Source organism: Algoriphagus confluentis (assembly GCF_036245625.1).
Taxonomy (GTDB): Bacteria; Bacteroidota; Bacteroidia; order Cytophagales; family Cyclobacteriaceae; genus Algoriphagus; species Algoriphagus confluentis.
In genome coordinates, this window is sequence record NZ_BTPD01000009.1 from 96,032 (window position 1) to 120,572 (window position 24,541).

14 protein-coding genes are annotated in these 24,541 nt (G+C 45.6%); 6 read left to right on the forward strand and 8 right to left on the reverse strand.

The window, feature by feature from the left end:
* Window positions 1-46 precede the first annotated feature (46 nt).
* The 4 genes from AAA943_RS14585 to AAA943_RS14600 all read right to left on the reverse strand — a co-directional run bounded on the left by AAA943_RS14585 (window position 47) and on the right by AAA943_RS14600 (window position 4,064).
* Window positions 47-898 (reverse strand): sugar phosphate isomerase/epimerase family protein, encoded by an 852-nt coding sequence (locus AAA943_RS14585; RefSeq protein WP_338225005.1) that lies wholly within the window; start codon window positions 896-898, stop codon window positions 47-49.
* 158 nt (window positions 899-1,056) lie between these two features.
* Window positions 1,057-2,079, reverse strand: coding sequence for a ThuA domain-containing protein (locus tag AAA943_RS14590; RefSeq protein WP_338225006.1), 1,023 nt, complete (start codon window positions 2,077-2,079; stop codon window positions 1,057-1,059).
* Window positions 2,080-2,097: 18 nt separating this feature from the next.
* Window positions 2,098-2,976, reverse strand: a complete 879-nt coding sequence (locus tag AAA943_RS14595; protein ID WP_338225007.1) for a DUF808 domain-containing protein — start codon at window positions 2,974-2,976, stop codon at window positions 2,098-2,100.
* A gap of 203 nt (window positions 2,977-3,179) precedes the next feature.
* Window positions 3,180-4,064, reverse strand: coding sequence for a phytanoyl-CoA dioxygenase family protein (locus AAA943_RS14600; RefSeq protein WP_338225008.1), 885 nt, complete (start codon window positions 4,062-4,064; stop codon window positions 3,180-3,182).
* A gap of 173 nt (window positions 4,065-4,237) precedes the next feature.
* Between AAA943_RS14600 and AAA943_RS14605 the strand changes: the two genes are divergently transcribed.
* Window positions 4,238-5,662 (forward strand): Gfo/Idh/MocA family protein, encoded by a 1,425-nt coding sequence (locus AAA943_RS14605; protein ID WP_338225009.1) that lies wholly within the window; start codon window positions 4,238-4,240, stop codon window positions 5,660-5,662.
* 354 nt (window positions 5,663-6,016) lie between these two features.
* Here AAA943_RS14605 and AAA943_RS14610 read toward each other — a convergent pair whose 3' ends face one another.
* The 4 genes from AAA943_RS14610 to AAA943_RS14625 form a co-directional block, all read right to left on the reverse strand.
* Window positions 6,017-6,574: a hypothetical protein gene (locus AAA943_RS14610; RefSeq protein WP_338225010.1), complete on the reverse strand. Its 558-nt coding sequence runs from the start codon at window positions 6,572-6,574 to the stop codon at window positions 6,017-6,019.
* A 21-nt stretch (window positions 6,575-6,595) separates the two neighbouring features.
* Window positions 6,596-7,861, reverse strand: a complete 1,266-nt coding sequence (locus AAA943_RS14615; protein WP_338225011.1) for a T9SS type A sorting domain-containing protein — start codon at window positions 7,859-7,861, stop codon at window positions 6,596-6,598.
* A gap of 151 nt (window positions 7,862-8,012) precedes the next feature.
* Complete coding sequence (locus tag AAA943_RS14620; protein ID WP_338225012.1) at window positions 8,013-9,248, reverse strand: M48 family metallopeptidase; 1,236 nt, start codon at window positions 9,246-9,248, stop codon at window positions 8,013-8,015.
* Window positions 9,249-9,256: 8 nt separating this feature from the next.
* On the reverse strand, window positions 9,257-10,306 hold the full coding sequence (locus AAA943_RS14625) for a PorP/SprF family type IX secretion system membrane protein (protein WP_338225013.1): 1,050 nt from the start codon (window positions 10,304-10,306) through the stop codon (window positions 9,257-9,259).
* An 81-nt stretch (window positions 10,307-10,387) separates the two neighbouring features.
* On the opposite strand from AAA943_RS14625, the gene AAA943_RS14630 reads away from it, so the two are divergent.
* From AAA943_RS14630 to AAA943_RS14650, 5 genes are all read left to right on the forward strand, one after another.
* The gene (locus tag AAA943_RS14630) at window positions 10,388-15,895 is read left to right on the forward strand and encodes a T9SS type B sorting domain-containing protein (RefSeq protein ID WP_338225014.1); all 5,508 of its coding nucleotides are present in this window, start codon (window positions 10,388-10,390) and stop codon (window positions 15,893-15,895) included.
* A gap of 1 nt (window position 15,896) precedes the next feature.
* Complete coding sequence (gene yaaA, locus AAA943_RS14635; RefSeq protein ID WP_338225015.1) at window positions 15,897-16,649, forward strand: peroxide stress protein YaaA; 753 nt, start codon at window positions 15,897-15,899, stop codon at window positions 16,647-16,649.
* A 97-nt stretch (window positions 16,650-16,746) separates the two neighbouring features.
* Window positions 16,747-20,226 (forward strand): T9SS type B sorting domain-containing protein, encoded by a 3,480-nt coding sequence (locus AAA943_RS14640; RefSeq protein WP_338225016.1) that lies wholly within the window; start codon window positions 16,747-16,749, stop codon window positions 20,224-20,226.
* A 143-nt stretch (window positions 20,227-20,369) separates the two neighbouring features.
* Complete coding sequence (locus tag AAA943_RS14645) at window positions 20,370-23,072, forward strand: T9SS type B sorting domain-containing protein (RefSeq protein ID WP_338225017.1); 2,703 nt, start codon at window positions 20,370-20,372, stop codon at window positions 23,070-23,072.
* A gap of 227 nt (window positions 23,073-23,299) precedes the next feature.
* Window positions 23,300-24,526, forward strand: coding sequence for an MFS transporter (locus tag AAA943_RS14650; protein ID WP_338225018.1), 1,227 nt, complete (start codon window positions 23,300-23,302; stop codon window positions 24,524-24,526).
* Window positions 24,527-24,541 lie beyond the last annotated feature (15 nt).

Sequence of the window (24,541 nt, forward strand, 5' to 3'; positions counted from 1 at the left end):
CAATCTCGACCTATTATCTCGGGAATTTGCAATTCCCAAACCGAATTCACAATCCATACTTTTCCCCCATCTCTCGAATTAGCTTAAACCCATTTTCAGCCATATCCCAAGGTGCAGAAAACTCTCGCCACACCCCAATAGAATTGGCAAAGGCCGGATCATTTCTGGTGAATCCTTCAATCGTCAGCCAGCCTTTGTAATTCACCTTTTTCAATGCCGCGAAGGTTTCGTCCCAAGGCACATGTCCCGAACCGGGAGTTCCTCGGTCATTTTCAGAAATATGGAAATGACCCAATCTAGGAGCAATCTTTTCAATAGCCGCCCCTAGTTTTTTCTCTTCCATATTCGCATGGTGGGTGTCAAACATCGCCTGTACGTTGGGATGATTCACTTTTGCCATCAAGTAATCCAACTGATCCATGGTATTTGCCAAATAGCACTCGAAGCGATTCAGGGCTTCTGGAGTCATCAAAATTCCCAGCTTTTGCGCATGATCGGCTACCGAGTGAAGTACTTCAGCGGACCAATTGTACTCTTCCTCGATAGGAGCTCTACTCGCAAAAGTGGCAAAAGCCGAATGGTAAGGACCACATAGCACTTGAGAATTCAGATCAGCAGCCCGGTCGAGAATCCAAAGAAGCTTTTCTTTGGCTTTTTCCCTAACTTTTGGATCCGGTGAAATGGGATTTTCATCCGGCCCCATCACGGTGACAGTGGTGACTTCCAGCCCGATATTTTTGCAATGATCACCCACGGCTCGACAGGCTTTTTCATCCGTCCCTCCTATAAAAAACTCCGCTCCGTCGTAGCCAATGGCTTTCAAGCGATCCAGAATCGGAAAAAGATCCTCAGAAATCTCCGCTGACCAAGCCAGCACGTTAAATCCTATTTTGTTCATTTCTTTTGAAGTCAATTTTTTATTTGCCTCTTCTTTTCTTCATCATTTGGCGTTCGACATTCGATATTAAAAAAGACATGAAATGTCGAATATGGATTGAGTCTATGTCTCTTGTTTCTAGCTTCTTGTTTCTGATCTTGATACCAGCTACTTGCTACTTATTTAAAATCCGCCACTTTCATCCCTTTTCGGAACGTATCAAATCCAAACATGGTGGGCTGATATTCCCCTACATAGTCCACATTGAGATCAGGGGTAATCGTTTCGGGCATTTCCAAAAGCCAAAGGGAAGCATTCACTATCAACCTTCGCAAATCTGCACTTTGGAAACCCATGGATGAACCCATCGTAGAGGCAAAGGCCATTCCTTCCTTTCCCCCTTCCAGCTGATAAGGCTTGGTCCAGGCAATGGGCATCACGGACTTTTCCCAAATCAAAGGAGCTTGATCATCCATTCCCGCTGTGGACTGTCCATGAATAAGTACCGTGGAATTTTCAGGAAGTCCTTGGATTCCATACACATCTTCCGGCACCCAGATATCTTTGACTCCCCGCAAAACCGGATGATCATTCATCTGCTGAACCCCATCGATCAAGGCACGACAGCCCTCTTTGGCGTGAATACCATGATGGTTCACCCAAGTTTCTCCGAAAATCCGCTTACCAAATCCCTTTTCCCAACCGGGTTCTTTCCCGTTCCAAGTCCACTTGGCAAACTTCGACTCCTTGTTTTTCTGATAAGCAAAAGCGTGAGTGGACGTTCGGAGACCGATTATAGGCTTTCCGGCTTGGAGGAAATTTTCAATGTATTGGGTTTGCTCGTCAGGAAGCTCCCGGAAGCGAATCAGCATAATCATCAGATCGGCTGACTCCAAATGCTCCAGTCCGGGAATGTTATTCTGATAGTTGGGGACAATATCTCCGGTTTCCGGATGAATGGGAAAAAGAACCGTTGTCTTGAAACCATGCCTTTCAGAAAGGATTTTGGCAAGCATAGGCATGGATTCCTCGGAGCGGTATTCATCATCCCCTGCTACCAAGACGATGTGCTTTCCTTTTCCAGGTCCCACCTTTCCTTCAAACTGAAGAAAAGTGACTCCGTTTTGGGCAATCCCCTCCGAGATCAAGAAGTAAAAAAGAAGGATAAATGGAATTCTGAGTCGGGAGAGGTAGCTATTCATCTGGTTTGGATTTTGGGCCTATGGAGTCTTTTTGCCTTTGATTTTCTTAAAAATAAGAATTGGCTGCAAAATCACTATCCCGACAGCCAGCCCAAGGACAAAATCTTTGATTATTCCAGGCCAAGTAGGAAGCAGATGATGGAAAAAATCAATGTTGTGGGAAAAGATTCCTCCAGCCACCAAGAGTAAGGCGATGGTCCCGACAAACCCGATAATTCGAATCAGGTAAGGCAGCGCCTGAACCAGCAGTCTTCCGATTTTATCCGAAAATGTGTTGTCCTCAGGATTGAGCGCGATCAGCTTGTACCCAAACTCATCCATCCTTACGATCAAAGCGACCAACCCATACACCCCAACTGTGGCAAGCAAGGCAATAATGGAAACGACCACGATCTGGGTACTAAGCGGCTGATCGACCACCGTTCCCAAGGCGATAATGACAATCTCCACGGAGAGAATAAAATCCGTGGTGATGGCAGATTTGACCTTTTTCTTTTCCTGAGCCAAAACCTGTTCAGGGGTGATATCTGCTTCCAAGTCAACTTTTTCATGCCCATGCGCATGAGGAAAAATCCATTCCAAAATCTTCTCTGCGCCTTCATAGGCCAGATACATCCCTCCCAAAACCAATATCACGGTAACCACCACAGGCGCGAATGCACTGAGCAAAAAGGCCACAGGGAGTATAATCAACTTGTTGACTAACGAGCCTTTGGAAATAGCCCATAGCACCGGCAACTCTCGGTCTGAAATAAACCCGGAGGCTTTTTCGGCATTGACTGCTAAGTCATCGCCCAAAATCCCGGAGGTCTTTTTAGCTGCAACTTTGGTCATGGTGGCCACATCATCCATGATAGTAGCGATATCATCAAGCAAGGCAAATAGTCCTGAAGCCATGTGTATTTACGAATTACGATTTTGGAATTACGATAATTTTTTTAGCCCTCAACCCTAATTTCAAAAATCAAGAAGCCTGTTTTGAAAAAAGGTAAAAAGGTGAACGAAACTAAAAAGAAGTTGGGCTTTTGGGTAGAATCTGGAAAAATATTCTCCAAAAAATCTCTGAAGTAGAAAACCCAATTTTCAAATCTTCCAATCTTTCAATTTTCCAATCTCTTCGGATCAAAAACCAAAGGAAAAAACTTTCCTCCCATTTTTTCTCCTTTGGGGATCACAGGAACACCTTCCAAAAGCGGTTCATTGGTATCCGAGACGGTGCCGTCTGCAAAGACATTGAGCACAAAAGCCTTTCTGGATCGGGGAGAAAAGTTGGCAAAACTGCCGTGCACCAAAAGCGGATGATGAAATGCCGCGTGACCGGCTTTGAGGGGAATAGCTACAGGTTTGAAATTCGCCTTTTGCTCCTCAGTCATCATAGCCATCAAGCCATCCATTTCTCCGGCAAGTGCAGGCTTCTCCAGCAATCCCCAACGATGCGAGCCCGGCACGTACTGAAGACAGCCATTTTCCTCAGTAGCATCATCCAAGCCACACCAGCATGTCAGGTGCTGCATTTCGATCGTACGGGTCCAGTAGCTGTAATCCTGATGCCAAGCCACATTTCCCCCATGATGGGCCGGCTTGCAAAAAAGCTGATCGTGCCAAAACCGAACCGGCCGATCTCCTAACAGTTGGGACGCGACCATGCGAAAAGCCGGGTTCCAGATCACATCATGGAAGGCCTCGGCTATTCTCCAATGGCCTAAAGAATGAAAAAGGACCTTATTCGGATCTCCCGATTCATTGCTGTGAAACTCGTGAAAAAGATGATGCATGGGATGCTTTGGGTCCATGACCTCATCGAGTGCTTTTTTCAAGGCTTCGATTTGGGTTTCATCCAGCAGCTTGATATCTGCCAAATAGCCATTTTCTTTGAAAAAGTCGATTTGCTCTGGGCTGAGACGGTATCGGTCCCAGTCGGAAACAGATTTGGGTTGGGGAAAAAGGTCGGTTAGCGGATGATGAAAGTCGGCGAGGTCACGCATTGGTTTGGCTTTTTGGGAATAGAAAAGTTAATAAAAATGCAAAAGAAACAGGTCTGATTTAAGAAATATTGCCTCCGCAATGGTTTCCGTTGATTTTTTGCGGTAAGTCAAAAATTATGGGAGGGTTTGGGTAGATTAGATCGGTAAAATAACTGACCCAAAATCATCCTATTATGTCCACCAATCGAAGAGACTTTCTCATATCCGGTGCTACGGCAGTACTCGGTCTTTCCGGTCTTACGATCGTTTCACCCCAAGTTTTAGGCAAATCCCACGGCTACGTCGCACCCAGTGACCAAGTCAAGCTAGCCTGTATAGGCATTGGAAACCGTGGAGCGGAAATCATCAAGGCTCTTCATAAAACCGGATTATGTAACATCGTAGCGCTTTGCGATGTGGATATGGGTGCCAAGCAGACCCTGGAGGTGATGAACATGTTTCCTCAGGCCAAAAAGTATCAGGACTTCCGAAAGATGTTTGATGAGATCGGAGGGGAATTTGAAGCGGTAAGCATTGCCACTCCTGACTTTTCCCACTTTCCGGTGACCATGATGGCTTTGGCTGAAGGGAAGCATGTCTATGTGGAAAAGCCCATGGCGAGAACTTTCCTGGAAGTGGAACTGATGATGGCTGCTGCCAAGAAAAACCCCAAACTGGCTACCCAGATGGGAAATCAGGGCCATTCCGAAGGAAACTACTTCCAGTTTAAAACCTGGAAAGAAGCAGGAATCATCAAGGATGTCACAGCCATGACTGCCCACATGAACAGCCGGAGACGCTGGCATGGATGGGATCCGAATATCAGTCAATTTCCCGCTGGGGAAACAATTCCTGACACCCTAAACTGGGACGTATGGACTTCTCAGGCGCAACCTCATGCATTTAACAAGGACTATCACAATGGACAGTGGAGATGCTGGTATGACTTCGGTATGGGTGCCTTGGGCGACTGGGGAGCACACATCATGGATACTGCGCATGAGTTTTTGGAATTGGGACTTCCTTATGAAATCAATCCTACCAAACTCAGCGGTCACAATTCCTTTTTCTTCCCCATGTCCACGACCTTGGAATTCAAATTTCCTGAGCGGGGAGCTATGCCACCCATGACGATTACTTGGTACGATGGGTTGGACAATATTCCTGCTGTCCCCGATGGCTATGGGGTATCGGAGCTTGATCCCAACATTCCCCCACCGAGCAACGGACAAATCCAACCTGCCAAGCTCAACCCCGGAAAAATCATTTACAGTAAAGAATTGACCTTCAAAGGAGGATCCCATGGAAGTACACTTTCGATTATTCCCGAAGAAAAAGCCAAAGAATGGGAATCCAAGCTCCCGGAAGTACCGCAAAGCCCTTCCAATCATTTTGAAAACTTCCTCAAAGCCTGCAAAGGAGAGGAAAAAACCCGATCTCCTTTTGAGATAGCAGGACCACTTAGTCAAGTATTCTGCTTGGGCGTGCTGGCGCAATGGACGGGATTAAAGCTGGAGTTTGACAGGGAGACCAAGCAAATCACCAACAACTCGATGGCCAATCAACTGCTGATGGGATTGCCTCCGAGAAAGGGTTGGGAAGAGTTTTACAAAGTATAGACGCTAGACGTTTTGGACTTGTCTAGAGAAAAATTGCTGTTGGAGAAATCTGACAGCTTTTTTTATGGTCCTAAAATCTTTCCAACTTTTCCACCTTACCACTTCCAACTTACTTCTCTAGCTTTTCCAATCTCTCCAAAAGAGGCGGATGGGAATAATTCACAAACACATACCAAGGGTGCGGATTGATATTGCTTAGGGACTTAACTGAAAGGGCTCAAGGACTTCTGTCTGAGGGCGAGCAGCGAAGGTTTCTTTGGCGATGGTTGATAAGTTTGGATTATAGGAGATTAAGAGTGCATATTCCGCAATCACTTAAGATTTGAAAATTAGTAGAAAACAATTACTATTCAGTTAGAAATTGTATCCTAGTCCTATTCCTGCGTGAATGGCCTGAAAATCCCAAGATTCATCCATTTTGGTAGGTATTGAGAAAAAGGGTGTATAACCTATTCGGAAAAAAAAACCTTTGTTAGGCTTTTGATATCGATAGCCTATTCTGAATGGAATTAGGGCAGCAAAGAAACTGTCTCCTTCCGTCTGAACTATTCCCCCTGCGGTAAATTCAGAATCAATTTGAGATTCTATGAATGAAGTAAATCCAACTCCCAATTCAAGGTGATGTCTTTTTTTCCCAACCAGAGCAACCAACTCTACTGGTAAAGCTGGTTTCCAAATGGTAGAACCTTCAATTGGGTCAGCCCAAAACGAAAATCCCAAACTACCAATCAGTTTGACATTTCCATTTTGGTGAAATGTTCGACCATAGTTAAAGGCATACTGCCCAGCATTACCACCAATTTCAAGGAAAACGCTGTTTTTTGGATCCCCTTGAAATGAATCTTCTTGTGCGAATAAGTAGGAAGGAATAAAGATTAAAATCAATAAGAAGATTTGAATAAGCTTAGTCATAATAATCGCTTTTTACGGTCTTTATTGAATTACTATTTGTTCCCTGATAATTTCTTTACCATGAAAAATATGTAGGTAATAGGTACCAGAATTTAATCCACTCGTATCCAACCTTATTTTGCCATTCTTAGTCTCTCCAGATTTGACCAGCTGCTCTGATTCGTTGAAAATCATAACTCTAAACTCCTTTTCTTCAGACTTCATTACAACTACAGTATCTGTTGATTTTAGTTGAGTACCCTCCAAGTTATCATTTGACACAAATTCTACATTCAAAACACCTCCATTTGATGGGTTCGGGTAAATACTAAAATTACCTCCCGACATCATGTAATTGCAGGGGAAAACCGTTGGCCCTACGAATGAGCTTGAACCGCACCCATTGTTAATTGAGACCCTAACAGGACCATAATTGGAATTATAGGAAGGTAGATAAAGCCTAATAGTATTTGCCGATTGATTTTGAACAGTCCAACCTGATGGATATGACCAAGAATAGCTATAACCAGGTTTATGGCCCCCGGGTACATTTGCAGTATAAGTGTATGAATTCCCATTGCAAACAGATAATGAACCATTAACCTGAATTTGCGCACCATTCAGAGAACCAACCTGAACGATGTAAGTTTGTGGATCACTGTACCAGTAACCAGCTTGATTGGGTTTTGGAATTCTTGATTCAACTGAAATTTCGTAAGCTCCATTCGGGGTTCCATGTGGTGCCTTTATATTTACAGTTTCTGAAGGTGTGATTTTTGAACTGCCAGAATTTTCAATAGACCATCCTGCTGGAGCTGTCCAGCGATAATCAAAATGCCAAAAACAAGATGAAGACTGATCGTTAGGGTATAATTCTGGCAAGCCAGGCAGTGTGGTAAATGAATAGTTTTGTCCTGGCGTACACATAACAGGTCCAGCAATTGGGCTTGGTAAGGGTACTCTTGAATTTACGGTAATTTCGTCTTGTCCGTTGAAATAAGGAGAACATCGAGAAGCCACAACACCAACCGTATAATCACCAGTGTCATCAAATGTATAATTCAAAGTAGTTCTGGTACTTTCATGGATTAGAATTCCATCTTTTTTTACACCCCACAAGTACTCACCGCATGTATTTACATCCCACCCAAATGGCTGTTGATAAGTGTTTACAGTGTAAGTATGGGCTCCTCCAGGAATGGAATTACCAGGGCAAACTTCAGTTGGTCCATCTATAACGAGTTCAACAGCGGCAACGAACTGGCAGAAAGTGATAAGAAATATAATCAGCAGGTAAAAATTTTTCATTCTTAAAAAATTATTAATTTTAAAGCAATATTAAGTTGAAGAAAAAAACGAATTTTCAAACTTTTCAGAAAAAAAATTCTAAAATCTTAGTTTAAAAATACTTCTCTATTTATCTGATAAACAATAGTTTACATTTGATTTTAATGACTAATTATTTTTTTTCAAGTTTTTCAAGCCTTTCCAACAAAGGAGGATGCGAATAATTCACAAACACATACCAAGGGTGCGGGTTGATATCGCTGAGGGTTTTTACAGAAAGTGTTTTCAGTGCCTCTGCCAAAGGTTTTCCGGAGAAAGTGCTTTTCGCGAATGCGTCCGCCTCAAATTCATTTTTTCTGCTCAACCAATTCATTCCTATGCCCAAGACCATAGAAATGGGTGAGAAAAGCATGGTAAACCCAATAATATTCAGTTCCGGCGACCAAGAATTCCCTCCTAGAGCTAAGCTCATTTTTTCCGAAAATATTACTTGGCCCAGGAGAAAAAGAAGCAAACCTACATGGGCAATAGCAATGACCATACTCCAGAGAATGTGTCTCTTTTTGTAATGCCCCACCTCATGCGCGAGGACAGCCACCAATTCGTCCGGCGGGTGCTGTTCGAGAAGCGTATCGTAAAGCACCACTTTCTTTCTCGAGCCAAAGCCTGAAAAAAAAGCATTGGCTTTGGAGGAGCGTTTGCTTCCATCCATGACAAAAATGTTTTCCAGTGGAAAGTTGACCGAGCGGGCGTAACTGATGATTTTTTCTTTCAGCTCCCCATTTTCCAAAGGTGTCAGCTTATTAAATAGAGGAAGAATCCATGCCGTGTAAAAAAGATTGACTGCTACCATAAATGCAGCAGCAATCAGCCAAAACTGCCACCAAAAACCCTGTCCCATCCGGTGAATCAGCCAAAGAAAAACCAGGAGTAGCCCACCGCCGATTACTATGGAAATCAGGTATCCTTTCACTTTGTCGGAGAAAAAAGTCCCAAGGGTAGTTTTATTAAACCCAAACTTTTCCTCGATTACAAAAGTGGAATACCAGTCAAAGGGAAGGCTCAAGATATCCGAACCGATAAAAACAATCCCAAAAAAGACTAAAGATTGGTAAAGAGGGTCGATTGAAAAGCTTCCGATCCAAGTGTCCAAAATGCCAAACCAGCCAAATAGGATGAAAATCAAAGTTAGCAGAAAAGAAAAAGTACCAGAAAATAGACTGAATTGAAAATTTTCTTTTTGATAGGCTTTTGCCTCCCTGAGTTTGGTATCACTCAGGTATTCACTGAGGTTTTGGGGAATAGCGGGAATCGGTTTGCTGACATTGAGCAGATTTAATGCTTTTCTGACCAGAAAGCCAAATACCACTACCCCTACCAGGAGGTATTTCAATTCCTCTGAACTCATGCGATGATTTAAAATTTAGGACAAGGCAGGATGGTATCCCTGCGTGAAGGCTTTCCCTGATAGCTATTGGGTAAGGTCCAGGAGACACTGATTTCGTGTGCGCCTCCGGTCTGAATTCCCAACTGGGAAATGGTATAATCAAAGCTATACCCGATATTGAGTCCACTCAGCAGATTCACACCGACCATCATGACAACTGCGTCTCGGTTACTTTGGTTTTCTATCGGTCGGTAGGGAACTCCCCGGTACCATAGACCAAACACTATCGGCTCCAAGTAAAGGTAAGCTCCCAGATCTAGCTGCTCAAAAGGTCCCTGTCTTTTGTAATTGACCGTTGGAGTAAGAGAGCGCTGTCTTCTCATATGGGTAAAATCACTTCTCATCGTGCCCTCTCCCAAATCTATTCTATAGCCTCCATGAAAAGAAAGCTTCATGGGAAGCGGACTCAAGCCATCGATGAAGGACTGATTGGGCTGATTGACATGGTGGGCTGAAAAACCTGCCCAAAGGTTTTGGGTAAAAAACAGCCCTCCCACAGATAAAGAGAGCATCCCTACCGGATCCCCCAATCCAGGGATATCCGTTGGGAAATTGATCAAATCCCCAAAGGGATCAGCATCATTGATATTATTGGCAAAAACCAGATTTTCATAAAATCCGATTTCTCTTCGGATATAACCTGCCTGAAAACCCGGACGGAAGTAGCTGTTTTCGCCTAACTTCAGTTCATAAGAATACATCAGGGAAACCGAAGTAGACCTGAGCTTAGCTGCCCCTTCGGTATCCTGCATCACGTGAACGCCTATCCCGCTATTGTAGTCAGGCAGATAGGTATCATAAAAAGCCGAGAAGGTAGTGAACTGTGCATCAATGCTCGGCCATTGATTTCGATAATTAAACCCTACCCTACCTGTGAGCTCTCCTCCGGCCATGGCAGGATTGAGATAAAGAGGGGCGGCATAGTATTGGCTATACTGCGGGTCTTGTCCAAAAGCTTGGGCTGCCCCAATAAATACGGCAGAGATAAAAAAAACCAATCGAAGCAGAGACCGTAACAAGGATTTGTTCGTTTATTTGAATATTCAGTCAGCTTCTAAACGTTTGCGCACTTGGGTTGTTTTAGAAGCAGTTCGAAAAATATGAAAAGCAAATCGTATTCCATACTTATCCCGTTTTTTTTCAGCTTGCTCACGACAATTTTGTGGCTGGGAAATGCTAATACCTCTTTCAGCCAAGGCTTCAACAACAATGAGTGGATTTTTGGATACTGTGGAGCTTCCACTGAAAACAATTACCTCTCTTTTGGTAAGGGGGGGACTGCAACTGTTCAAACCCTGCCTTCTTCGGTCTTGGTGGGAACCAACAACAATTCTTTGGCGATCGATCCGATTACCGGTCAGCCTCTTTTTCTTACCAATGGCGAGTTGGTCTACGATTTCGGATCCAATCCCCTGCAAGGCAGTGCACCTGGCCTGAATGGGGATATCGATGGAAGGCAGACGGTGGCTTCAGGTTTTTTGGAATATGATCCAAATGGAAATCGTCTTTTCTATATTTTCTACCTCTCTCCCGGTGGGCAGCTTCAATATGCCGTGGTAGACATGAATGCCCCGGGAGAAGCCGAGGGTAATGAACCTGCCTTGGGAGAAGTGATCGCCAAAGACATTGTAATCGGCCCTGCCCAAGGTGCCGTTTTGGTGGTGAAAACTCCTGCTTCACCTTCCTATCTCATCAGTTTTTCAGGAGGAAATCTGATTTCAAGAAGGCTGGAATCCACTCAAGGAGATTTTACCACGACGGACACGGATGGGATCCCTTTTACTCCCAAAGCGATCATCTTTGATGAAGAAAACAGCAGACTGCTCGTAATCTCCGAGAATCCGGGAGACGATATCCTTGTGCTTTCTTTCGATTCTGCCAGCGGAAATTTCGGCAACCCTACACCTATCAGTGAATCAGGAGGAGTGGGTGAAATCGGTGGAGCGGATTTTTCTCCGGATGGAGAATTTATTTACTTCTCCCGTGGCAATGAGCTCTTCCGTGTACCTTCCTCTGATCTCAGTGCTACTCCTGAGTTGATTCCCACCGATCCCGCTCTGCACCAGATCTACGATGTAAAAGCAGGCCCTGACGGTCAACTATACTACATTTATGAAGAAGTTCCCGGCGGTCCCCAACTCCTGGGAAGGGTAACCAATCCCAATGAACCCGACTTGACGGCTTTGGTCGTGGAAGAAGATCCATTTAATGGGACGGATTTCTGTGGAAAAATCTTTCCGACCTTCGCTCCCAATGCTGATATCAATCCCACAGTGGACTTTACTTGGGACCCATTGGAGCCCTGCGCGAATAATCCAGTTCAGCTGACCAGCGAGATTACTCCGCAAAATTATCAGCCTGTTTCTTTCAATTGGGAATTCACCCCCCCACTTACCGACTCGGACGGTAATCCGCTCCCGGCGGATTTTAATCAAGAGCACTTTTTGATTCCTCAGGATGCTGCTCAAGAATCCAGTGTAACGGTCACCCTTACCGTAGAATTTGCGGATGGCACGACTCGGGATGTCACCAAGACCATTCCTCTCACTGAAAATAATCTGGAGGCAAATTTTACACCCTCAGACACGACTGTCTGCGAAACCTGTCTCGATATCGCTCCTTTCCTTCAGGCACAAGCCGCAGGAGGGGAAGCTCCTGGAGGGTCAGGCGCCACTTACGAATATTTTTGGTCCAACAAAAGAGATGAAGGATGGATCGGTCAGCAGCCCAATGAGGTCTGTAGACCCGGTTTGTATTGGGTTTTGGTGAGAGAACCCGGCTCACAGTGCTATGCCTATGCAGAAATCCGCATCCGGATGTGGGACCTGCCAGATCAGACCAATAATATCTGGTATTTTGGGGATGGTGCAGGGTTGGATTTCAATCCTGATCCCGATGATGAAACAGCACCAACTCCCCGCCCGATAGCTCAGCGACATCCTCAGAATATCCCCGCGGGTACTACCACCATTTCTGATCAGACTGGACAGGTTTTGTTCTTTACCGATGGATCCTCAGTCTGGGATCTGAACGGGCAGCTGATGGAAAACGGAGACAATATCGGTGGAGACAATACTGCCAGCCAATCTGTGATTGCTGTGCCTGTACCTACCCAGCCCACCTTATTTTACCTATTTACTACACAGGCTCAATCAGGAGGGTCAAATACAGTCAGCTACACCGTTGTGGATATCAAGTCTGAAAATCCTACCGGAGTAGGGAATGTGACCACCAAAAACAACTTCCTTTTCAGCCCAAGTACCGAACAAACGGCCGCCCTGACATCAGGGGACACCACTTGGGTGATGTTTCACGAGCTGGGAAACAACACTTTCCGTGCCTATCCGGTCACAGTCAATGGGATCGGCCAGCCGGTTCTAAGCTCAGTCGGAAGCAACCATGGCTTTAATTCAGGGGTGGGAGCGATGAAGTTTAGCCCAGATGGAAGCAAATTGGCAGTAACCATTTCCGAAGGAGGGTGTAACCGGGCCGAAATCTTCGAGTTTGATCAGCAGACTGGAAGGATGACCGAATATGCCCGACTGGACCTAGGTTGCAACGGAGATATCTATGGATTGGAATTTTCCAATGATTCTGACCGCATCCTCGTCTCCTATCGCAATGGAGGTCCTGGAGTCGAGGAAATGATTATAACTCAAGTAGCCAACGACGATCCGGATGCAGCACCTTGTCCTGCTTGCTTTGCCAATGCTACCACCAGACCCCAACGGGAAGCGTGTATCCTCAGCACCAAAAATCAGGTAAGCGGAACAGCGGCCTTGAATCTCGGAGCACTTCAGATCGCTTCAGACGGACAAATCTACGTAGCAGTGGTAGGAGACAATCGAATCGGTCAGATACAGGTAGGCAGTGGTTGTTCCGGCACTAGCTCGTTTACCCAAGATGCTGTTCAACCCATGCCGGGAACTTCCAATCTGGGGCTACCCAATTTTGTGCAAAATTCCGGCAGCTCTATCCCAGAGCCTGCGCTTTCTATCCCCACACGGCTCTGTCTGGACCCTGCCCTAGGAGTAGAAGCTATTTTTGAAGGGGCTGGAGAACCTGATATCGATTCCTACTTTTGGACCATTACAAGAGAGGACGGAATAGTTATTTTGAATGAGTTTGGGGGACCTGGAGAAGAATTCCAGACCTTGGAGCAGATAATCAATGAACCTGGCAGATACACAGTCAACCTGCGTGTGGACCGATGTGCCGAGGCGAACTATTTCCAAGCGGAAGGGGAGTTTGAGGTAGTGGCTCCTCCCGTTCTGACTTTGGGATCGGATGCCACGCTTTGCGCTGGCAATCCTGTCACCCTTACCGCAATTGATGGCTATGATCCAGCGAGTGGATTGTACGACTTCCAGTGGACCAATGCCGCTGGGGTGATTTTCGGAGATGAAAATTCAAACTCGATCACAGTTGACGAAGAGAGCATTTACACGGTCAGGGTAAGTTATCGACTCCCTGACGGACTTTCTGATGATGAGGCCTTGTTTTTTGAAACCTGTCCGGCCACTGCTGATATTTTTGTAGGTCCTGCATTTGAATTTGAAGTCAATGCTTCTGCCGATGAGGTGTGTTTCGAGGATGTTGTGGTCACCTTCGCACCGGATACACCTTTGGAAGGGGAGTGGTATTACACCCTAAACGGTGATCCCACCCGGGTTTCATTGGGTGAATTTTTCGAATTGGAGCTGTTTGTGATCAATCTTCCGGGTCCAGGTCAATACGAGATCATCTTTGTAGGAGAAGACCCCATTTTACCGGGTTGTATTTTCGAAAAGACCAGCAATCTACTGGTCAATGAACTCCCTCTTTTGGTCCCTACTTCCACTAATCCGGCTACAGATTGTGCTACAGCCGATGGTGCGTTTGAAATCCTCATGCAAGCCAGTGCAACAGAAGTTAGGATTCCCGAATTAGCCTTAACTTTCAGCAATGTCAATGCTGGAGACATCTTGCCTGTTCCTGATGTGCTTCCGGGAGTATACACCATTGAGGCAGATAATGCATCGGGTTGCTTTTTCTCCTCTTCCGTCACCGTGGAAAACCTAAACCCTCCTACCCTCTTCGCATTTACTGTAAATGCTCAGGATGAGACTTGTGCAACTACAGGAGTCACGCCGGGCATCCTGACTATTTCCTTTGATTCTGGAGTGGCACAAATCGGAGAATATGAAATTGTGAGACAAGGAAACGGACAGGTATTCACAGGTCCACTTCCCAACTCTGCAAGCTTTGATGTAGCAGTACCTTATGGAGAATATTTAGTGGAGGTAAGGGATCAGTTTGGCTGCGCGATTCCTGATCCCATGGTCTATTCTATCGCACAGAAACTGGAAGTGCTTTTCTCTGTTCCAACCTCGGTGACGGCTTGCGAAAGCTTTACTTTTGCTCCTTCAAGTCCTAATTCTTTGACTTTCACCGCTACAAATTCCAGCGGAACAGCCTTCACTCCAAACGCGTCCGGGGAATTTACCTTTACCCAATCTGATACTTACACCATTCGCGGTGAAGACCCTAACGGAGTGGATTGTCCTCGGGAAATCCAAATGCAGGTAAATCTCTCCCAGACTTTGGACTATGAGCTCTCAGGACCAGTCATAGATTGCCAAAGTGGAATTCGATATGAGGCCGTATTGAACAATGCCAACCCTGCAGATGTGGTTTTCTTGTGGAGAGATGAATTGGGGGTAATTGTAGGAAGAAGACAAACTTTTGTTCCCAGTCGGGCTGGTCAATATTCCCTGGAAGTACAGCCAGCTGCAGGAGGACTTTGCCCTACCAATCCCATTCCATTCACTGCCGAGGTCCTGACCGATCCGGTAGCTATAGCTCTGGATGTGCAACCCTTCTGCATTGAGCTTTCCAGTACCACTATCCAGATCAATGGGGACTTGAGTAATGTGGGAGCTATCGAATGGTTTATTGTCAACGGAGGGACCCGGACCCGAATTCCCCAATTTGACGATCTGCCAATTGTGGACGTAAATCAGGAAGGCACCTATGAAGTGCTGATCCGAAGTACTTTAGGTTGTGAACTGGGAAGAGCAAGTGGCAATGTGGTCCGATCCACCATCATCCCTCCCGTAGTGCCTCAAGGCCCCATCACCATCTGTGCAGTAGAAGGAGTAACTACCAGCATCAACCCTGGGACTTACGACAACTATTCCTGGAAACTAAACGGAGTAGAAGTGTCCACCGAGGGGATATTTACTCCAGAAAGACCAGGCCCATACGAACTCACCGTATCGGATAATCTGGGATGCGAATATGTGGCTACTTTCACCGTCCTTGAAGACTGTCGCCTCAGGGTAAGGTATCCCAGTGGGGTGGTTTTGGATGATCCTAATAGGAACTTTATCCTCTATGCCAATGAGTACATCGACGAAGTAGAAGTATTCATTTTCAATCGATGGGGAGAGCTGATTTTCTATTGCGAGCATGAAAACCTCGAACCCAGGCAGCCTTTCTGCCCTTGGGACGGCATAGTCAACGGAAAATTTGTCCCCAACGGAACATATGCGGTGCTAGTGAAGTTTTATTCCCGAGATCAAAACCTCACTGAAACCGAAACCAAAGCGATTACGATTATCCAATAGCATGCTGATTCTTATTTCTCCTGCCAAAACACTCGATTACTCCACTCCAGAATTCAAAAACCACTCCCACCCGGAGTTTGTCTCAGATATCAATAATCTGGTCAATGTCATGAAAAAAAAATCGGCACAGGAAATTGCCGATTTGATGCAGGTCAGTGAAAATCTGGCAACCCTTAATGAAGCGAGGTATAAGACTTTTCAAAAGGAATTCAATCCGGAAAATGCCAAGCAGGCGCTTCTTGCCTTCAAAGGCGATGTTTACACCAAAATTGAGGTAGAAAGCTTTTCCCCGGAAGATTTTGAATTTGCACAAAATCACCTAAGAATTCTATCAGGACTCTATGGGCTGCTTAAGCCTTTGGATTTAATCCAGCCCTACAGACTGGAAATGGGTACTCCTCTCTCTACATCCAAAGGGAAAAATCTCTATGAGTACTGGGGCACCAAAATCGCAAAAGCCATTCAAACCACCGCTCAGGGAAAGCCTATCGTAAATCTGGCCTCTCAGGAGTACTTCAAGGCGGTAGATCAAAAGGCCTTGAAATCACCTGTGATTACTGTACATTTCAAGGAGTTTCGAAACGAAAAATACCAAACAATTGGTCTTTATGCTAAGCAGGCAAGGGGGATGATGACCAATTTTGCCATCAAAAATAAAATCTCAGATCCTGCGCATTTGAAGGCATTCAATGAAGAAAAATATGAGTTTTCAGAAGGTTTGAGCTCAACTTTCGATTGGGTCTTTGTCAGATAGGATAAATTCCTGCAATTTTGATTTAACTACCAAGTCCACGGATTTTTTGCGCGCCCAAAAAATAGTAGCTTAGTATCAGAATTTCAGGTTTTTACTCGTGATTTCAATCCAATCTTCCATTGTTCTTTTTGCTTTTTCATTTATCCTGTCAGGTCCTGTATCTGACGAGAAACTAGCGCTTGCCGGGGAGGAAAAATCTGCAAGTATTGCATTTGACCCTGAATTGACCGGTCCAGACCGACTTTGCAATGTCTTCGGGAGTATCCTTGCGGATTATTTTGGAGGAGGAAATCCGGCCACGGATGTTTACTCCTGGGAGCTGACTGGGCCATCAGGGCAGCTCCTGTTCAAGGGATCCGGAGGAGCGGGTTTTCAAACCCTTAGTTATACCTTTTCCTTGATTGGAGTTCATCAGATCAAATTGGTGGTTTCGAGGGGGGGCATAATCATCGGGAATCTTTCAAAAGAGGTGGAAGTCGTCCAAGGCCCATTGATCTTGCTCAAGCCCAATTACACCATCTGCGAAAACCAACCCATTTTTATCTCAGCCATAGACCCTACCAGTTCCAATTTTGCCAAATATACTTTTGAATGGAAGGACGGAAGCGGGAATGTCATCGGCAACCAAAACACGGTGGAGGCAGCTAATCCCGGAACATATTCTGTTTCTTTTTTCTTCGAAAATACCTCAGGCATAGACGACTGTGTGACCAGTCTTTCTACTCAGGTCAACCTCGCTCCCTCCTACTCCATTACCTCCAATGCCTCATCCCTGTGTCCTGATCTATCCATCACATTTAGCTCATCCCCTTCGGCCGAAGGAGAGTGGTTTTATCAAAAAGTAGGGGATCCGGAGCTGATTGCCTTAGGTCCCGGTACTTCTAAAACTCTCTCAGCAGGCAAAATAACCAAGGGCTTCGGCGATTATCTTGCAATTTTTAAGGTTCCAAACCCCAACAATCCCGCTTGTATCCAACAATCCCAAAGCACCTTCACCTTCAATCCACTCCCGGAAATCGAATTTGTCAGTGCCAATGGGGCCACCGAATGCTTGGTAGCCGACGGTACCCTTATCTTGGAGGCGGTAACTTTCATTGACCTGATATTCATTGATGGATTAGGAATCAGTATGGGTCCTTTTAATCCAGGAGATCCTATCCTTATTCCGGGCCTAAAATCCGGCGCCTACACGATCACCGCTCAACTGGGCAATTGTACCAACTCCCTAGCTTCCGTGGTGCCCTTACTGGACCCTCCTGTAGAATTAACTTTTGAAATCGAAGATATAGAACCCGAAAAATGTACCGATACCGGCAAAATCAACGGCTCATTTCTCGTAAAACTTCTCAATGGCCCTGTAATTGACGGATCATATCGAATCCTCAATTCAAGAGGGGGCATCTTCCAAAACCAAGCCTTGGGCAATGAAACAGAATTGCTTTTTGATGTGCCAGGAGGCAGGTATTTTTTTGAAATTTATGACAAAGACAGCTGCAACCTTCCAAAATCGGAAGTGATTGACGTTCCTAGCCTGCAGCAAGTGGCTTTTTCTATTCCTGATTCCCTGTCGATCTGTCAAAGCTTTGATCTGATTCCGGAGACCAGTCAGGCTTTGGAGTTTTCATTGCTATATCTGGTGGATGGGTCAGAAACCGTACAACCTGCCGGTGAAGCCTTTACCCTCACTCAGCCTGGAGAATACAGCCTTGTGGGCAGACTTCCCAATCAGGATTTGCTTTGTCCCCTGCAAAGAAATCTTACGGTAACTGTAGTAGATCCTGTGGACTTTGAACCGGTTCTGATAGACCAGGATTGCTTTGGCAACAGAACCTATGAAGCCAACCTCTTCGGCAGAGATCCCGATTCAGTGCTATTTCGTTGGTTGGATGAAAATGATGATTTGGTGGGTACAGGGCAGTTTTTGAACCCGATTTCCTTCGGTACTTACAAGCTGGATGTCCAGCCGGCAAACAGCACTGCCTGCCCGATTCCTCCTTTGGAATTTGAAATCAGCCAGCCTGTGCTTTCCGTTGAGGTGACCCTGACCTCCACCAAGCTCTGTGAATTTGGTCCAAGAGCGATTATCAGCCTGAGTACGACTTTTCCCGAGGAAATCACCGATATCGAGTGGAGACGGTACGATGATTTGGGAAATATTGAAAACCTGCCACAGTACAAAAACCAAAATGAAATCACGGTAGATGTGGCAGGGAACTACGAGGCTGCTGTATTTAGCCGAATCCCTTCCATCAATAAGGACTGCGAATTGGGAAGGAACAGTTTGGATTTGGATTTGATCCCGAACAAGGTTCCATTTACCGTTGTGGATTCCCTTTCGATCTGTGATCCTTATTCTTTGATTCCAGAGTCGGAAGAACCCTTGGAGTTTGAGTTGATATTCCCTGATGGAAAAACGGAAATCAAAGGCTGGAATGAGGCTTTTTCCTTGGATCAGGAAGGGACCTACACCATTTTGGGCTATGATCCAACTATCAGCGGTCCCCTTTGTCCCGATCAAAAAACAATTGAGGTGAAAATCAATCCTCGGGTAGTTTTTTCCCCTCAATTAACCAATCAGAGCTGTGTAGGAGAATACGAATATCGGGCAGAAGTAGAAAACTATCCGGCTGACTCAGTGGATTATTTTTGGAGAAATCCGGCAGGTACTTTGGTCAGCACTCAAGCGATCCTTACCACTTCGACTTATGGAACCTTTTCGCTGGAAGTACAGCCCAAAGGTTCCATTCCCTGCGGGATAACTCCAGTGGAATTTGAAATCCCTGTGCCTATTCTTGAAGTGGAGGTAGACCTGATTGGTGAGACCCTTTGTCCCGACCAGCCTGATGCCGCCCTAACCCTAAGTGCTAATCTCGAAACAGTCCAAACCATCCAATGGTGGTTTACCGACCTCAGCAACAACACCTCCCAGCTGGCTACAGAAAGCGGGAAGACTGAAATCCTAGCATTGGAGGAAGGCACCTATGAAGTCAGGCTATTCAATGCTTTTGGATGCTTGTTGGGAATGGATTCTGTTTTGGTCATCAGAAGCACTGACCAAAACCGACCGAGATTGGAGGAGTCCTATCAGATATGCCCCAGGTATGAAATAGCCCCTATGCTGAATCCCGGCAATTTCGCCTCCTATGAGTGGTATTTTGAGGATAATTTGGTTTCTACAAGCCCTACTTATAAACCTTCCCAAATCGGAACTTTCCACTTGATCGTCATCAGCCAAGAAGGCTGTGCTTATCGGACGGAGTTTGAAACCGAGGAGGAATGTGAACTCCGTGTGATATTTCCCAATGCGATCCAACCGGGGAACCCCAATTTGCCCTTTTTGATCTATACCAATTACCTGATTGATGAACTGGAAGTGTGGATTTACAACAAATGGGGAAATCCGGTTTTTCACTGTAAAAATTCCGATCTGATCAAAGAAGAATCTACTTGCTTTTGGGACGGGTATGTGAATGGAGAAAAAGCCCTTCCGGGAGCCTATGCCTACCGGGTATGGTATCGAAACATAGAGAAAAATATCAGCAAAGATGAACTGGGAGCTATTCTTGTCATCGACTGATCGGAAAAGGCAGAAATAAGTGGAACATTTTTTGAAAAGCTATTTGACTGTAATTCCAGCATTTGGAGTTAATTTTGCGGTTCACCCTTAGTATTACAAAATTCCCTTTGAATCCGACTCAATATCCAAAAAGGAATATTGAGATGTGGTCTTGGTTGCTGATCTTATTTGCATTTATCCCCTCTCTGGAGGGCAGAATTGGACACAGCACAGAAATTTCCCCAAGCGATCTCACTTTCCGGACTGACCCATTATTGGTGGGGCCGGAAAATCTATGCATTGTTTTCGGCGGAGTAGTGGGAACCTACAGCGGAGGAGGAGATCCCGATACCGATGTCTACAGCTGGCTGGTCACGGATACACAAGGCCAGGAAATCTTCAATCGAAGTGGTGGCAGGCAATTTGAAACGATAAAAGTTTCATTTAATCAAACAGGAAGGTACTCCCTTTCGCTCAATGTGAGGAGAAACAGTGCCATCATCTATTCGCAGACAATCACGGTCAATGTCCAGCAAGGCCCCAGCCTTGCCTTGCTTCCGGATTATCTTCTCTGCGGAGATACACCTACCGAAATCACGGCCATTGACCCTTCCACTCCAAATTTCGAGAATTACAACTTTATCTGGACGGATATCGGAGATAATGTAGTAGGCACGACAAACAGCATTTTTGTAAGCCAGGAAGGATTCTACAAAATCGAACTTTTCCTCAACGGGACCAGCGGAGCACAAGAATGTTTGATTTCCGGCTCCACCTACGTAGGGCCATCCCTCGATTTTGAGCCGACTGTTTCCAAATCAGTGATCTGTCAGGGGGAATCCATCACCTTGGGTTCTGACACGCCGCTCTCCGGAGAATGGTTTCTGCAATCCCCCGGCTCTTCGATAGTTGAATCTTTAGGCACTTCGTTCAGTGTGACCTTAGACCCCGGGAAAATTCAGACTCCTGGTGTGTACACTGCCAAATTCAGAGCCAATGATCCGGAATTCCAAGATTGTCCTTCGGAAAGAAAAATAACCTTTGAAGTCAATGAAACTCCGAAAATCACCATTCAAATCTTAGAAAATCCGGACAACTGTGCTGAACCAAATGGTTCTTTTTCGATAACCGCAATCAACGACTTGGATTCCTTAGTGGTAGTGGAGGCGCCACTTCTCGAACTGAATGTAGTCTCAGGCCAGCAAATCATTCTTGATGACCTCAAACCCCAGCTGTATACCGTTGCCATATATTCCAATGGCTGTCAATTCATCACTCTTTTGGATTTGGAGTCCAAAGAACCCCCAATTGTCAATCCCACCACACCGGACATTTCGCTGCCAGCATACACCTTGACCCCAGAGACCTGCTCAGATTCCGGCGTTAATTTGGGTGCTATCGCCATGGCTTTTGCCCAAGGGCAGGTCAATGGAGAGTACCGAATCCTGTCTCCGGGTGTCGGACTTATCACTCAGGGGACGATCAATGATCAGGACTCCCTACTGATCCCGGTAAAAGGAGGCAGGTACCTATTCGAATTAAAAATCGATGGCTGCACCTACCCTGTGGAAGACTTCATAATTGACTCTAAGCCCTCGGTAAGTTTTGATGTACCGGGAGAAATTACCATCTGCCAAACCTTTGACCTGATGCCTGAAACCACAGAAAACCTCATCTTCAGGCTTACCTATCCGGACCAAACTATCCGGACTATTTCCTCGGGGGAGGCATTCTCTCTCACTCAGGGAGGAGAATATACACTGAGAGGATCGCCTGCAGACCCCAACTCAACACTTTGTCCCAGAGAGCAAAAAATCCAAGCTACCCTTGCCAGGGACTTTTCCTTTGGATTGTCGCTCTATGAAGAGGACTGCTTTGGCAACCAGGTGTACAAAGCTGACCTCACCGGCCTGACCGCGGAAGAAGCTTCTATCCGATGGATCAATTCAGAAGGAGTGATAGTGGGACGAAATGAATTGTTCTTTTCCACAGCTGTAGGAGATTATTCTCTGATCGTCCAGCCACTTCAAAGTGGATTCTGTCCCAAAAACCCAATCTTCTTTACTGTAGAACCACCCATCCTTCAGGTGGACGTAAATATGGAGGCAAATAAAATCTGCCCTATCCCCGGAACCAGTACCATTCAGGTCTCTACCAATATGGACGCAGTAAGGCAAATTGAATGGATATTTTTTGATGATGCAGGTAACCGAAGGAGCCTTCCTGAGCTGGAAGGCCAATTTGAAATCACCGTAGAAGAGACGGGAAACTATGAAGCTGTGGTATACAATCGAATAGGTTGCGAAATCGGACGAAACTTTATACTTATCGAAAACAGTGACTTGCTGACTCCTCCTGACTTGGAAGAGGTGTATGGAGTCTGTTCCAAAGGAAAGAGAGGACCTGCGCTGAATCCAGGCGGCTATGCATTCTATTATTGGTATTTTGGCGAGCAGCTGGTATCCCAAGATCCTATCTTTACCCCTCGGGAGGCCGGCAACTATTCCCTAAAAGTGATTACCGAAGACGGGTGTGAATTTTTCGACAGTTTTAGGACTTATGATGCCTGTTCGTTTGAGGTGAGAATGCCTACTGCTATGATTCTGGGAGATCCTTCCAAAAATTTTGAAGTCTATTTGAGTGAAGGGGTCACCGAGGCTGAACTGTATATTTTCAATCGGGGAGGTAATTTGATTCATTTCGAAAAGTCAATGGAAATCCCCTTCGAGCAGGCCTTTCTGGAATGGGACGGCGTTTCTTTTGGTCAACTCGTTCCTTTGGGTACTTATGTAGTCAAACTTAAAGTCCGCAACCCACTTTATGAGTATGAAGAAGTGATCACTTCTTCTCTGCTGGTTATCGAGTAATTCCCCGGGGAATTGATTGAACAAACTCGGAGCTTCATTGCAGTGGGGCCCTAGGCTTCGGGAATGCTTTTTCCTTCCAAATCTTGAACAAGTGCTTTTTTGGCAAAAGATGGCAGACCCTACTCCACATAATATTTTTTGCACGGGAAAGCTAAATCGACTTTTTTTTCTATTTTGAGCGTCTTCTGAACGTTTATTTCAAACCCAAAAACCAAAAGCACGCATCTATGACTCAAACCATCAACCGAGGCGCTCTGTTCAACGCAAGTTGCCTGGCGCTAATCACGACCGCCTTTTCGTTTTCGATCAGGGCAGGTATTCTTCCTCAATTGGGGGATTCATTCGGACTGACTGCCGAACAGTTAGGTTTTATCAACTCCATGTGGTTTCTGGGCTTCCCGATTTCCATGATTTTGGGAGGTTTGTTTTACCATATCGTAGGCCCAGCCAATATCATGAGAATTGCTTTCGTCACCCATACTTTGGGGATCCTGATGACCATTTATGCAGGAGGGTATACCACCTTACTGATTTCTACCTTGTTTATCGGATTTGGCAACGGCTGTACAGAAGCTGCCTGTAATCCCATGATAGCAGACATGTATTCGGGTACTACCTTGAACAAAATGCTCAACCGATTCCACATGTGGTTTCCCGGAGGAATAGTATTGGGGAGTTTGGTTTCCAAATTTATGACAGACAGCGGGTTTGCCTGGCAAGCTCAGGTTTGGGTAATGATGATTCCGACCATCGCGTATGCTGTCCTGTTTTTTGGCAAAGCTTTCCCAAAACCTTCTGTAGAGGGAGTCACCTCTGTGGGATCCAATATCAAAGCCATGTTTAGCCCAGTATTCATCTTCCTGTTTTTCTGCATGGCTTTAACCGCAATTACCGAATTTGGTCCTCAGCAATGGGTAGGATTGATCATGAGTGCAAGTGGTGCCAGCCCGATGTTGATTCTTGCGCTGACCACAGGAGTGATGGCCGTAGGTAGATTCTTTGCCGGTCCGGTAGTCAAATCTTTGGGACAAACCGGGGTACTTCTGGGAGGATCCATCTTTGCTGCTTTGGGAATCTTCATGTTCAGCACGGTAACCGGCCCAATGGCTTACTTGGCAGCTTTGATCTTTGCTATTGGAGTATGTTACTTCTGGCCAGTCATGGTTGGGGCTGTGGCACAGCGAGTCCCACTATCCGGAGCATTGGGTATGTCAATTATCGGGGGTGTGGGCATGTTTTCTACTGCTATATTCCAACCTATTATCGGTGGATGGATAGACAGCGATAGAGCTGCTCAGGCCGCTGCAGGTCTCAGTGGAGATGCCTTGGAATTGGCCGCAGGACAAGAAACACTAATGAAAATGGTGTCTTTCCCCGGAATTCTGATTGTGCTCTTTATCATCTTCTTTATCTGGCAGCGTGGCAGTAAACCAGCCACTTCAGCCGCTCACTAATTCTCCATCGGGCAG